10 protein-coding genes are annotated in these 13,816 nt (G+C 63.6%); 6 read left to right on the forward strand and 4 right to left on the reverse strand.

What is annotated here, in order from left to right; all coding sequences use genetic code 11:
- Positions 1–886 (forward strand): tetratricopeptide repeat protein (locus AB7F49_RS16700; protein ID WP_428524281.1); only part of this gene is annotated, 886 nt, incomplete at its 5' end.
- A 187-nt stretch (positions 887–1,073) separates the two neighbouring features.
- Positions 1,074–2,438, forward strand: a complete 1,365-nt coding sequence (locus tag AB7F49_RS16705) for a peptide MFS transporter (protein ID WP_428524283.1) — start codon at positions 1,074–1,076, stop codon at positions 2,436–2,438.
- Positions 2,439–2,611: 173 nt separating this feature from the next.
- On the opposite strand, the gene AB7F49_RS16710 is transcribed toward AB7F49_RS16705, so the two are convergent.
- Positions 2,612–3,199: a MarR family winged helix-turn-helix transcriptional regulator gene (locus AB7F49_RS16710; RefSeq protein ID WP_428524285.1), complete on the reverse strand. Its 588-nt coding sequence runs from the start codon at positions 3,197–3,199 to the stop codon at positions 2,612–2,614.
- Between the two features lie 392 nt (positions 3,200–3,591).
- Here AB7F49_RS16710 and AB7F49_RS16715 point away from each other — a divergent pair, with 392 nt between their 5' ends.
- From AB7F49_RS16715 to AB7F49_RS16730, 4 genes are all read left to right on the forward strand, one after another.
- Entirely contained in the window at positions 3,592–5,910 is a 2,319-nt protein-coding gene (locus tag AB7F49_RS16715; protein ID WP_428524287.1) for a WD40 repeat domain-containing protein, read from the forward strand.
- Between the two features lie 183 nt (positions 5,911–6,093).
- A complete protein-coding gene (locus tag AB7F49_RS16720; protein WP_428524289.1) occupies positions 6,094–6,864 on the forward strand; it encodes a thermonuclease family protein in 771 nt (256 codons plus the stop codon).
- Between the two features lie 65 nt (positions 6,865–6,929).
- Entirely contained in the window at positions 6,930–8,345 is a 1,416-nt protein-coding gene (locus AB7F49_RS16725; RefSeq protein WP_428524291.1) for a M48 family metalloprotease, read from the forward strand.
- A gap of 620 nt (positions 8,346–8,965) precedes the next feature.
- Positions 8,966–11,854: a choice-of-anchor D domain-containing protein gene (locus AB7F49_RS16730; RefSeq protein WP_428524293.1), complete on the forward strand. Its 2,889-nt coding sequence runs from the start codon at positions 8,966–8,968 to the stop codon at positions 11,852–11,854.
- 177 nt (positions 11,855–12,031) lie between these two features.
- Here AB7F49_RS16730 and AB7F49_RS16735 read toward each other — a convergent pair whose 3' ends face one another.
- The 3 genes from AB7F49_RS16735 to AB7F49_RS16745 all read right to left on the reverse strand — a co-directional run bounded on the left by AB7F49_RS16735 (position 12,032) and on the right by AB7F49_RS16745 (position 13,793).
- The gene (locus AB7F49_RS16735) at positions 12,032–12,634 is read right to left on the reverse strand and encodes a CarD family transcriptional regulator (protein ID WP_428524295.1); all 603 of its coding nucleotides are present in this window, start codon (positions 12,632–12,634) and stop codon (positions 12,032–12,034) included.
- Positions 12,635–13,066: 432 nt separating this feature from the next.
- Complete coding sequence (gene fdxA, locus AB7F49_RS16740) at positions 13,067–13,402, reverse strand: ferredoxin FdxA (protein ID WP_428524297.1); 336 nt, start codon at positions 13,400–13,402, stop codon at positions 13,067–13,069.
- Between the two features lie 82 nt (positions 13,403–13,484).
- The gene (locus AB7F49_RS16745) at positions 13,485–13,793 is read right to left on the reverse strand and encodes a S4 domain-containing protein (RefSeq protein ID WP_428524299.1); all 309 of its coding nucleotides are present in this window, start codon (positions 13,791–13,793) and stop codon (positions 13,485–13,487) included.
- Positions 13,794–13,816 lie beyond the last annotated feature (23 nt).

The following is a 13,816-nucleotide window of genomic DNA, read 5'->3' on the forward strand; positions in this document are numbered from 1 at the left end:
ACTTGCGGGATGTGGTCAGGTGATCGCCTCACCGGCTTTCGACGACGCAGCAAGGAGCGTTGCCCACACCAATATCGGCGAGCTTCGGACCCAGGCGGGAGCGCTGAAGGAGGCCATCTATCACTTCGGCCGGGCGATCCGACTGGATGGCGACAACGCGCGCGCCTATGCCGGACGCGCGGAGGCGCAAGCCGCTTCCGGCAATTCCGACGCGGCGATTCAGGACTACGACAAGGCCATTGCCATCGCGCCATCCGACAGCACGAATTTCGTCGGACGCGGTCACGCGCATTTCGTGCGGGGAGATAGCGACGCCGCGATCCGCGATCTGACCGAAGCATTGCGGTTGCAGCCGGGCAGCGCGGTCGCTTTCAACAACCGCGGTCTGGCCTATCGCAAGAAGCGCGATCTCGCGGCGGCGCTGGCCGACTATGATGCGGCAATCGCACTGAACCCGGTCTACGCACTTGCATACGCCAATCGCGGCCGGCTGCTCGACAGCCAGGGCAGGAAGGATGACGCAATCCGCGACCTCTCTTTATCCTTGCAACTCGACCCGTCGCAGGCTTCGGTCCGCGCCGCGCTGAAGAGGCTTGGTGCAATCGGTCCCGCCGAGCGCGAAAGCGATGCACGCGTCCGGGCGGGCCGGCTGCTGGTTGAAACCAATTGCGCTCCCTGTCACGCAACCGGTTCACGCGGCGCGAGCCCGAACGCCAGGGCGCCGGCGTTTCGCGAATTGCAGAGGCGCTACGACATGCTCTCGCTGCGCACTCCGATCACGCGGGGACTTGCGGCGCCACATGACGAGATGCCCCGGTTCAGGCCGACACCGGATGAACTCGACGCCATCGTGGCGTACATCAACGGCCTTTCCCCGACTCGCTAGGTAAGACGCTGCTCCCGCCACGTTACGGCATGCGTCCCGACGTCCACCTGACAGGCTGGACGTACTTGTCAGCGTGAGCGCCGGCCTGGCTCGGGGTGTCGAGCTTTGCGTCTCGCTGGCGTGCGACTGGCTTGGCGCATGGCGGAAGTTGCGACACAGTCTGCCTGCTGGCGCTTGCGAGGAACTGATGACCGCCGAGGCTGCATCTGCGAAGTCACCGCAACTGTTCGGGCACCCGAAGGGCCTCACTTTCCTGTTCGCAACCGAGATGTGGGAGCGCTTCTCGTATTACGGGATGCGCGCGCTGCTCGTCCTTTACATGGTGAAGCACCTGCTGCAGCCCGAGCGGGCGGAGACGGTGATCGGGTATGGCGCGCTGAAAAGTGGTCTGGAATTCCTGTTCGGACCGCTCGGGATTCAGCCGCTCTCCTCGCATATCTACGGCCTCTACACCGCCTTGGTATATCTCACGCCGGTGCTGGGCGGACTCATTGCGGACCGGTGGCTGGGCCAGCGCCGCAGCGTGATCGTCGGCGCGGTGTTGATGGCGATCGGCCATTTCATGATGGCGTTCGAATCCCTGTTCCTGTTTGCGCTTGCCGCGCTGATCCTCGGCAACGGCGCCTTCAAGCCGAACATTTCCACGCAGGTCGGCGGCCTCTACGCGCCGGGTGACCCGCGGCGCGATCGCGCCTTTTCGATTTTCTACGTCGGCATCAATATCGGCGCGTTCTTTTCGCCGCTCGTGTGCGGCACACTCGGCGAAATCTATGGCTGGCATTATGGCTTCGCGGCCGCCGGGATCGGAATGCTGGTCGGGACGCTGATCTATGTCGCCGGATGGCATACGCTGCCGCCGGACGAACGCATGAGGCGCGCGGGCAAACCAGGAGCGCCGCTTGACCGCGAGGAGTGGCGGCGAATTCTTGCGCTGGCCACGCTCTTCGTTCCGGTGAGCCTGTTCTGGGCGACTTATGAGCAGCAGGGAAACACGATTGCTCTGTTCGCCGACACGCAGACCGACCGCACGCTGAATCTCCTGATTTGGCAGGGGCAGATTCCGATCACCTGGTTTCAGGCCTTCAACCCGTTGATGATTTTTGCTTTCACCCCGTTGGTCATTGCGCTCTGGGCCTGGCAGGCGCGGCGGAGGAACGAACCTTCCACGGTGGTCAAGATGGCACTCGGATGCTTCGGGGTCGCGCTGGCCAATCTCGTTCTGCTGGCCGCCGTCTGGCAGGCCGGCGGCGGCAAGGCGAGCTGGCTTTGGCTTGTCGGCTATTTCGCGATCATCACCATCGGCGAACTTTATCTTTCGCCGATCGGGCTGTCGCTTGTCACCAAGGTGGCGCCGGCGCGCGTGGTCTCGCTGGTCATGGGCCTGTGGCTGGCGACAAGCTTTGTCGGCAATCTTATCGGCGGCTTTCTTGGCAGTTTCTGGAGCGTGGTCGAAACCGGCCAGTTCTTCATGATGATTGCGGTTGTCGCGGCGTTTGCAGGTGCGGCGATCCTCGCCTTCAGCCGGCCGCTGCAACCGATCCTGAAAACGTGACGCACGAAGAAAAGCATCGCGCGGACCGATCATCTGCGCGGAGAAAGTCGAAGAATGAACTGCAGGCAGCGCACGGTCCGACCTTGCGCGTCATGCAGCGAGGCCACGCTGCGGCCCGACCGCTCAAAGGTCATCCCCCATTTGGGATATGCGGACAAAAAAATTGCGGCGGCCTATTCCGCAGCGACGAGCTTGCGTCCCACGCTCTTGCCCACCCGCGCGCTCGGTCGTTCCGGCATTTTGGTCGCGCGCGACGCCTCGCCGGCCAGGTGCCGACGCTCGTACCAGCCTTCGCGCCGGCCAAACATGACGCTGGAATGCCGTTCGAGCTTGCTCAGCGAGGACAACAATGTCCTGCTCTCCTCGCCCGTCAGCACGCTCAGGAACTCGGCCTCCATCGCGTTCGCGACACGTTCGATTTTCTCATGGACCCGTCTGCCCTTTGCCGAGAGCGTAAGCACCACCCTGCGGCGGTCAGCCTCATCGTCCCTGCGAATGACGTAGCTGCGGTCCACCAGCGTATCTACCGCCCGTGTGGTCTTGTCGGGGTCGAGGCCGGTGCGTCCGCCAAGCTCCGTCGCCGAAAGCGGGCCGAAGAACGCGATGACACGCATGATCTTCCAGTTGTTCACGGAAATTCCGAACTTTTTCGAATGCACCGCCGCCAGCCGCTGATCCAGCCGCTTGGCGATCACGGAAAACCGATAGCTGACCCGCTCGTCGAGCGGCACGACACGGACTTTTGGTGCTTTGCCCTTCATTTCACGCCCCATCCTGTCGCTGCGCGGGAAGGTTCCGGCTTCGACGCCCATGCAGCAAGCCGCCTGATGCTTGTGACCCATTATATTTGCGAATTGCAAGGAAAACGGCTGGCGCCGATCACTTCTTGTACGAATAAGTGCGGGAACATTTGTACCTTTTGCAATATACTGTATCCGCCACATTGGACCTGACCGCACCGAAGCCCCGGATCGGACTCGATCTGGCGAAATAGATTTCGCTGTAGCGAACGCGCATCCTCCGATCGCCCTTCGGATGGTCACGAGAAATCGACAAGTCCCAGCACAGCCCGCGAAGCTTCGCTTGCAAATCCCGTGCATGGAAGGCCGCATCGCGATAGATTGCGACTCTTGACGAATGTCCGGAGGAACGCATGCGTTTGACGCGCATTGTGTGGCTATTTTCTTTCGTTGCCGCACTCTTTCCCGGCATTTCTCCGCCCCCGGCTGCAGCGAAAACGCCTGCGCCGTCGATTGTCGCGAACTTCTTCGATCTGCAATATGCGGATGACGCCATCTTCTCGCCCGACGCGCGAATACTGGCGGTGGCGACCGCCAGCGGCGGTGTCACATTGTGGGATCTGTCTTCCGGTCTTCCGCTCCGCACCTTGATGCCGCGCGCCTATCTCACCGGCACCGCGTTCACCAGAGACGGCAAGCGCGTCGTGACCGCGCACAAGGATGGCGCCGTTCGGCTATGGGACGCGGAATCGGGCGCGGTGCTGCATGCCATGCGCGCTCCGCCGCGCGCGGAAGGCTCCGAACCGGAGGCCATTATCGGACTCACCATGGACCGGTCGGGCGAGCATATCATCACCTCGGAATTCGGACCGGCTGCAACGGTGTGGAGCATCTCCGGCCGCAAGCAGCTTCTCGCTCTGCCCCATGCCGAGACCGACCGCCTCGCCAAAGCGCAACAGATCAAATCGGGGCGCATCACCGCGGACGGCAGCAAACTGATTCTGCTGGTGAGCCGGAATTTCAACGAAACCGATGCCGTCAGCATCCACGACGCAAAGACCGGCGCGGAGATCGCCTTTTTCGACCTGCCGGAAAACCACATCGTGGTTGATAACGGCTTCGTTGGCGATGACGAATTGGTGGTGCTGGTCTCGGGCGCCGACTGCGAGGTCGGCGAGCTCAAGCTGTTCAGCCTGAAGGAGCGCGCCGTCACGGCAGCGATCCACAAACCCGCCCTCTGCACCAAGCCCAAGGACGATGAAGACCGCAAGCCGCTGAGACTGCATGCGAGTCCTGACTCGGGCCGCGTTCTGATTTCGCAGGAGAGCGATCCGAATTTGCGCATCTTCGATGTCGCCACCCGCAAGATGGAGCGCACGGTTCGCCTCCCGGACGGCGCCGGCACGCGCGTGCTCGGAGTCTCGCGCGACCTCGGGATGGTCGCCATCGGCGAGGAAGGGTCCATCGCGATCCGCGCGCTCGATACCGGCGCCCTGGTGAAGACCTTGCGCAGCTTCGGGGTCGCGGCCGACCTGATGGCTTTCAGTGCCGATGGAACCCGCGTCATGATCCAGGCGGAGCGGCGCGGCACCGACGATGCGGTTTCGATCGGCATCCGCCCACTCGACGCCTTGCAGGGAAGCGCCTTCACCATCGACCTGCCGGCCGCAGTCAGGCTGGAGGATTTCGCCGCCGCTCCGCTGCTGGCGCTGGGCAGCAAGGATGGCGAGATACTGCTGCTGTCACTCGAGGGCAAGCACGCGCCGCGCCGATTTTCGATCGCTCCCCTGACGTCAGCGAAGTTCGCCCGCCTCTCAGCGGACGGCAAAACAGCAATCGTCAACGGAACCATTGGGGCCGATGACGGTCCGGAACGCACGTTCGTCATCGATCTCGCGTCCGGTGCGATGCACGAACTCCCGGTCGCTTCCACCGAAAGCGAAATGACCGGTCTCGTCGTTTCCCCGGACGGCGGGCGCATCGCGGCCGGATTTCGCGACGGGTCGGCACAAATCCTGGATATCGCGTCGGCGCGGCTTCTGAAAAAACTGCCGCCCTACAAGCAGGAGGATGGTGACAGCCGCCCGCTGGCCTTCTCGCCCGATGGCACCCTGCTTGCCGGCGGATCGACATTCGACGACAGCGTGTTCGTCTGGAATCTGGGCACCGGAAAGCTGATGCGCACGATCACCTTGCCGGACTCGCTGGCCGGATATCGAGTCGTCACCGCCGTCGCGCTGTCGCACGATCGCAAGATGCTCGCGGCCGGTCTTGGTCAGCGCGCGCTCTCCTCCGGCGACATCGGCACGGAGACCGGCGGGATTCTGGTGTTCGATCTCGGCAGCGGCAAGCTCCGCTTCACACTGCGCGGCCATCGCGGCGCGATCACCGCACTCGCCTTTTCGAAGGACGGCAAGTCCATCCTGTCCGGCAGTTATGACGGGACCCTACGCAGCTGGGACCGCGCCAGCGGAAAGCCGCTGGCAACGGCCGCGATGGACCCGCAGGGGCGCTGGCTGGTGCTGACGGAGGCCGGCTTCTATTCCGGCCCCGAAAACAGCGACCATGCCGTGAGCCTCGTCCGCGGCATGAAGGCGGTTCCCGCCGCCACGGCGCAGAAGCTGCTGTCGCGGGCCGATCTTGTCTCGGAATTGCTCAAGGGTGACCCGGCAGGACAATACCGCGCCGCAGCCCGCAGGCTCGATCTGTCGAAGCACGGCCCGGCGAAATAGGCTGACCGGCTGCGCACAAATTTTCGCCTCTCCAGCCTTTGGCCGGCGGCAGCGTGTGGGAACTGAAATGCTCGGTCTTTGGCACGGATGCCATGCACATCGTCTGGGGATGAAACCGATTTGGCCATGCCCGCGGCACTTCGATCACGCTGATGCCGCATTCCCGCCATTCGATAGGGTCCGATGATGGGGGAGCATGGCGGACCGGTTCTGGCAATCGCCGCGGCGACGCTGCTGGCGCTCTTGTCGCTTGGCTCGCCGGCGCGGGCCTGCGGCGCCGAAGCGCTGGGCGAAGGCCATGTCGCGGCGATCTCCGACAGCCGGACCCTGCTTCTGTCGGATGGCCGGAGCATTCGCCTGGCCGGCATCGAATGGGCGGTTCCGCCCGCGACCGCCCGGGCTCATCTTGCAAGGCTGCTTGGAAACCGCACCGTCACCCTGAGGGGCGTCCCGGCAGAGGATCGCTACCGCAGGATTCATGCTTTCCCATCCGTTAGCGGCTCGGAAACCCCGATCCAGTATTCGTTGCTGGATCAGGGCCTTGCCGTCACCGGCGTGCGGATCGGCGATCCCGCCTGCCGGGAAAAGCTGTTGCGCAGGGAGCGGGCGGCACGCGCGGCAAGGCTTGGAATTTGGGGCTCCGGGGATTATCGGTTGCATCAGGCGGACGACCCGGTGGCAATCCTCCAGGATCGCGGCCGGTTTGCGATCGTGGAGGGACGCGTGCTGTCCGTGCGTGAAAGCGGCAGCACGACTTATGTGAATTTCGGGCGGCGCTGGTCCGAGGATTTCACCGTCACGATCGCGCGGCGGAGCCTGCAAGCCTTTGCCGGGCTTCCGCCGAAGTCGCTCGCGGGCCGGACGGTGCGGGTACGCGGGGTGATCGAGGAGCGGGCGGGCCCCTGGATCGAGGCCGTTTCGGCCGACCAGTTCGACTGGGACGGCCAGCGATGAGCCCTAACGAGATGGGAATTGCGCGTTTGTCTGAGGCGGCTCGGAACAGGCTGAAGGCGGCAGGAATGGCGGCGTTCGCGCTGCTGCTCGGCGCCTGCTCGGGCCAGTACCAGGCCGCCCGGCATATCTCGCTGCCCGACCCGCCGACCGAACGCGCCGAAACCCTGACCCCGGCCCAGCGCGAGCACCGCCGCATCCTCGCGGTCTATGGCGGCGCCTATCCCAATCCAAAACTCGAAGAGCGCCTCAACCTGATGGTGGAGAAGCTCGTCGCCGCGTCCGAGCGGCCCGACCTCCATTACAAGGTGACGATCCTCAACTCGCCTGCGGTCAACGCCTTCGCGCTTCCGACCGGGCAGCTCTATGTCACGCGCGGTCTGCTCGCGCTTGCCAATGACTCCTCCGAGGTCGCCTCCGTGCTCTCGCACGAGATGGCGCATGTGATCGCGCGCCATGCCGCGATCCGCGAAGATCAGATTCGCCAGGCCGCACTCGTGAACCGTGTCGCCAGCGACGTGCTCGGCGATCCGCAGACCAGCGCGCTGGCGCTCGCCAAGTCCAAGATCGCGCTCGCCACCTTCTCGCGCGGCCAGGAATTCGAAGCCGACGGCATCGGGGTCGGCATTTCCTCGCGCGCGGGATTCGATCCCTATGGCGCGACGCGCTTCCTCACCGCGATGGGGCGCAATGCCGAACTGCGCGCGGGCTCGAAGTCCGATCCGCGCACCCAGGAATTTCTGTCCTCGCATCCGGCGACGCCCGAGCGCGTCGCCAATGCGACACTGAATGCCCGGCAATATTCCTCGCCCGGACCCGGCAACCGCGAGCGCGGCGATTATCTGCGGCTGCTGGACGGACTGGTGTTCGGCGAGGACCCGAGCGAAGGCTTCGTGCGCGGACGGCGATTCCTGCATCCGAAGCTTGGCTTCACCTTCACCGCGCCGGAAGGCTTCGTGCTGGAAAACACGCCGCAGGCGGTGTTCGGCGTCAAGGACGGCGGCGAGCTGGCGCTGCGTCTCGATGTCGTGCGCATCCCGGCCGACCAGAAGCTGACCGACTATCTCGCCGCCGGCTGGATCGAGAACATCGATGTCGCCTCGATCGAGGAAGTCACGGTGAACGGCTTCCGCGGCGCGACCGCGACGGCGAATGGCGAACCCTGGGGCTTCCGGCTCTATGCCATTCGCTTCGGCAGCGAAGTCTATCGCTTCATCTTCGCGGCCAAGAACAAGTCCGCCGAGCTTGACCGCCAGTTCCGCGGCAGCGTGCAGAGCTTCCGTCGGATGAGCAATGCCGAGGTCCGTTCCGCCCGTCCGCTGCGCCTGAAGATCGTGACCGTCGGCGCAGGCGACACAGCGGAACGGCTCGCAGCGCGCATGGCCGTCTCGGACAAGCCGGTCGAACGCTTTCGGGTGCTGAACGGACTCGACCCGACCGACAGGGTGAAGCCCGGCGACACCGTGAAGCTGATCATCGAGTGAGGGCTCTTCCCTCTCCCGCTTGTGGGAGAGATGAGGCGCCGGAGCACGCGGCAGCACCCGTCGCAAGCATGTGGGATACTCGCCGCAAGATGAACGAGGGTTCAAGAATCGTCGAACAAAGCACGCACGCATGATGCGCATGGCGTCATTGGCCGCGGCGACAACGTCTCGCATCGCAATGCTCTCCCGGATCAGCAGCGATGTTCCCGCATAACCGTGATCACCCCCCGCGAGTTCTACGTCTTTTTTCATATTCATCGCGCTCGCAGCTTCGGTATAAGTATACGCTAGTGATCATCCATCACGATTAACGATGGCGGTCGCACATCGCGAATTGCGCACGACCAAGAACAATCGCGTAGGTCGAGGAATTGCATGGGACTTCCAGTTTCGCGCACCGTGCCCGACGCGCGCCCGCAATATCGTTCGCGCGCAACGCAGCCAGACTCCGGTACCCAATCAAACCGTCACCTCAGAAGCAGTCGGCGGATCGCGACGGCCGACAGCGGGTGAGCGGATTCTTCCTTTCGGCGAGCGCAATCAACGCTCGCGATCCACCGTCACGGACAGACTTCTAAAGCAACGTCAGCAACAGGCTGCGTCGATCACTGGGGAAAATCATGGCATTCAATCATTTGCTGCCGGGGACCAGCATCGTTCTCCTTAACAACGAGGGAAAGCGCGCCCTTAACATCAGTTATGTGAATGACGCCGATGCCACTGTCATCCGGGTCGATCCGGAGGGACAGCTAGTCACCGGACCAGGCCCGTTTCCTCTCGCGACAACCTTCCAAAGCTACTTTCTGTATCCCAGCGGGAAGATAAAGACGTTCGAGGCGCAGAGCGCCGACGGCAGCCACATCGTCCTGAACTTTGCAGACAGCAATACGCCGTCGGCTCCTGACATCAGCCTGGCCTACGGTCCCACATCCGGAGGCGCGGGGCTTTACGAACACGGCCCGCTGGTCTCCTCCACTTTCAGCAGCGCGTCGGGCTACACGATCAACCAGGAGTTCGTTCAGCAACACCTCACCAGCTATAGCCTGACCAAAGGCAGTTTCAGCCTCGCGGCAACCCACGATGTTGCGGCGAACACATATTCCGTAACCCTGCAGAAAGCCGGGCCTTCCTCTCCTTTGGTCGCAACAGGCGGAGGCAACATCGATCCATTCGTCAAGGTCATCAGCAATGACGGATCGAGCATCATCAGTCAGGACGGGGCCGGCCTGATCAGCGGCGGCAACCTTACGCTGAGCCACAACGGAGCATCCCTGATCAGCCAGGACGGCGCTGGACTGAAGATGCTCAACATCGCCATGCTGATCAGCCAGGATGGCGCCGGAGTGATCAGCAACGACGGTTCAAGTCTCATAAGTCAGGACGGCGCAGGGATCATGCTTGGCGAGCATGTCGTCAACACTCTCGGCCTGACAGTGAACACCGCCGGTTCGAACCCGGTTGGCAACGAAGCCCTGCAATTCGCCGCCAATACCAATGCTCTCTTCGGACGCGGACTTTCCCTCTATACCGGGCCGGACACCTTCACCTCGGGTCCGGACGATGACCATACCGATTTCCGCATCGCCGTCGGCGCCACGCGTGCCGACAGGATCGACTTTCTGGGCGATGTTGATCTGTGGACGATCACCAACACCGCCGGCAATGCCGAACGGCAATTGATCGCCGGCGAGACCTATCTGATCGACTTGAAAGGGACGTCGAGCGACGACGGCACGCTGGTCGATCCGTTCCTGCGCGTCTATGCCGCCGACAAGGCAACGGTGGTGGCCGAGGCCGACGACGGCGGCGCCGGCTTCAATTCGCAGCTCCTGTTCACGCCCATCACCACGGGCTTCTATTACATCGAGGCCGGCGCGCGCGACGACGGATCGAGCGGCAGCTACACGCTGACGGTGCAGGATCCGTCGCCGGTCATCACCTCGAATGGCGGCGGCGACACCGCCGGCGTCCTGATCCCGGAGAATACCGACATCGTCACCACGGTGACCGCAGACGATCCGGATTCCGGGACCACGCTGCAATATTCGATCACAGGCGGCGCCGATGCGGCGCTGTTTGGCATCAATGCCGGCAATGGCACGCTGTTCTTCCTCACCCCGCCGGATTTCGAATTGCCCGACGATGCCGGCGAAAACAACAGCTATGTGGTCGAGGTACAGGCCTCCGACGGCGTGTTTTTCGACCGGCAGACCATCACCGTCAATGTCACCGACGTGAACGAAGGCTCGGCTGTTCCCGAGATCGCGGTCTGGGGCAACCATACAGACATCACCTCCGGCGACGCGACGCCGTCGGCGGACGATCACACCGCCTTCGGCCAGGCGCGTGTCGGCGACGTCGTGGAGCGCAGCTTCGCCGTCATCAACCAGGGCAGCGCGCCGCTCCAGATCAGCAAGATCACCGTGCCGAAGGGCGCGTTCTCCATCGTCGAGCCGCTCAACGGCACCATCGCGCCCGGCGGGTTCGATTTCTTCACGGTGCAGATGGACACGGGCCGGGTCGGCACGAAGGCGGGTAACATCGTCGTCAAGTCCAACGACTCGAGCGAACGGACCTTCAGTTTCGCGATCGATGGCAGCGTGGTCGCATCCACCGCCAATCCCGAAATCGCGGTGTCCGGCAACAGCATCGGCATCACCGACGGCGACACAACGCCGAGCGCCGCCGACAACACGGACTTTGGCACCGTCGGCGTGGGCGACAACGCGGCGACTCACACCTTCACCGTCAGCAACACCGGCGATGCGCCATTGTTGATCGGGAAATTCGGCAAGATGAACGGCTTTGAGGTGATCGAGGGCCTAAATGCCTCGATCGCGCCCGGCACGAGCGACACCTTCACCGTTCGCATGGACACCACGAAGGTTGGCCTCAAGACCGGATCGGTCTCCTTCACCACCAACGATGCCGATGAAACCCCCTTCAACTTTGTGCTGTCGGGCCAAGTCGTGATCGTTCCCCCGGAGATCGAAGTCAGGGGCAATGGCAATCTGATCGTCGACAACCCGCCGCTCCCGGGTACCCAGCTCCCCCCTCAAGCGAGCAACGGCACGGATTTCGGCGATGTCGCAGTCGGCAGCACCGCCATCCACACCTTCACGGTCGACAATACCGGTTTCGGCACGCTCACCATCTCCAAGCTGAAATTACCGAAAGGTTTTGCGCTGGTGGAGGGCCTGTCGTCTTCGATTGCTCCTGGCGGCTTCGACACCTTCCAGGTCCGGGTCGACACCAAGAAGATCGGGCTCAAGACCGGCACGCTCACCTTCGCCACCAACGATCCCGACGAGACGCCGTTCAACTTCAACCTGTCCGCGAACGTCACGGCGGTGCCGCTGTCGGCGCTCGTCGACGACGACGGCGCGCGCGCCGAGGCCGATGCCCTCGTCTTCGACCTGACCGCCGAAGCGTCGGGGTCGCCGCTCGACGATGTGCCGCTCCTCCACGATTTCGGCCCGCGTTGGTTGCACGATTTCGATCTGGTGTGAGGCGGGGTTCCGTCGCGCGTCACGCGCTTTTTCAAATTCCGAGTCAGCCGGAAGAAGCCTTCGCAACGGCCGATCAGACCACCGCCGGCCAAACGAAAAACGCCCGACCAGAAGCCGGGCGTTCATCACAGATGATCGGACAGACCGGCGCCGGACAAGCGCCGCCAAGCGCGCGTCTTAAGCCGCCTCGTCCTCGACCTTGTCGGTTTCCTCGTCGGTCTCGTCCTCGGCGGCCGCACCTTCGGCCGGCTTCGGTCCGCGGCGCGGGCCCTTGGCGAGCGCGCCCTCGATCTCCTTCACGGCTTCCGTCTCGGTGATGTGCTGCACCGCCGAAATCTCGCGCGACAGCCGGTCGAGCGCCGCCTCGTAAAGCTGACGCTCCGAATAGGACTGCTCCGGCTGCTGCTCGGAGCGATACAGGTCGCGCACCACCTCCGCGATGGCGACGATATCGCCGGAATTGATTTTCGCCTCGTATTCCTGCGCCCGGCGCGACCACATGGTGCGCTTGACACGGGCCCGGCCCTTCAGGGTTTCCAGCGCGCGCTTGACCATCGCCGGCTCGGACAATTTGCGCATGCCGACCGACGCGATTTTCGCGGTCGGAACCCGCAGCGTCATCTTGTCCTTGACGAAATTGATGACGAACAGCTCCAGCTTGGCGCCGGCCACCTCCTGCTCCTCGATCGCCAGGATCTGGCCCACGCCATGAGCCGGATAGACGATGAATTCAGTCGTCTTGAAGCCTTGGCGCTGCGTCGTCTTCTTATTGACAGTCATTCCAGAGGGTGCTCCTTCGCCCGCCGGCTTGGGACGGCTGGGCGCTGCTTTGGCCACGGGAGCTCCACGGCCGGCAAGCCGGGAGCCTTGCGAGTTCCGCCGGGTCGCGGCGGAAGGCTTCTTGGCCCGGCGGTCGTTGCCGCGGGACGCTTTCTTCGATTTCTGACGCGATTTGTTCTCGGGCACTGGATTGTGCGTGGGGTACCACGCCCCTCCTCAAGACGGCTCCTCTGGAACGGCTCCGAAAAAATAAGCTCCCCCCGGGGAAAACGGTGAAAAGGGGGAGCCTGTTCCGGTTCTTGCGTTCCTATGCCGCCAACATAGCACATTTTCCGCAAAAATCAATGTGTTAAGACCCGACCTTGGACGAAGGGCACAGCCGGCGGGCGGAAAAATCCGCGACAGGATTAAGATCGGGCAGCCCGAAACCGCCTAATTTCCGGTTCCCGGTTCGGCGGAAAAATACTGTTCCTTGCCCTCGACGCCTTCCCAGTCCTTGGCGTCGGCCGGCGGCTCTTTCTTCGCGGTGATGTTCGGCCAGACCCTGGAATATTCGGCGTTGATCTGGAGCCACTTCTCCAGACCCGGTTCGGTATCGGGCTTGATGGCCTCGACCGGGCATTCGGGTTCGCAGACGCCGCAATCGATGCATTCGTCCGGGTGAATGACCAGCATGTTGTCACCCTCGTAGAAGCAGTCCACCGGACAGACCTCCACGCAATCCATGAACTTGCATCGGATGCAATTGTCGTTGACGATGTAGGTCATTCCGAACCCGACCAAATGCTGAATATCGAAGCGGTCCCTAGCCTACGGGTCAACAGCGCGCAAGGGACCGCTGGGTGATCCGTCAGCCGTTCCCCGGCCGCTTCAGCCGAAGAATATCGCGCCGTTCATCCCGGTTCGGCCGCCTTGTCGCGATGCCTTCCTCCGGCGGCGCCGCCGGCGGCGGCGAAAGATCGTCGTAGAGCGCCGCCGCGTCGGACGCCGAACCGCGGCGCGCGGAAAACCCGTTCACCCGAAGCACCCGGATCCGGTCCAGAGCGACCGTCACCACGTCGCCCGCGCGCACCGGGCGGCTCGCCGCGCCGATCCGCCTCCCATTGATGCGGACCAGGCCACCATCGACGAGCCCCGCCGCGGCAGTGCGGGTGCGCACGACCCGGGCGTGCCACAGCCATT

It is taken from the genome of Pseudorhodoplanes sp. (genome assembly GCF_050250235.1).
Taxonomy (GTDB): Bacteria; Pseudomonadota; Alphaproteobacteria; order Rhizobiales; family Xanthobacteraceae; genus Pseudorhodoplanes.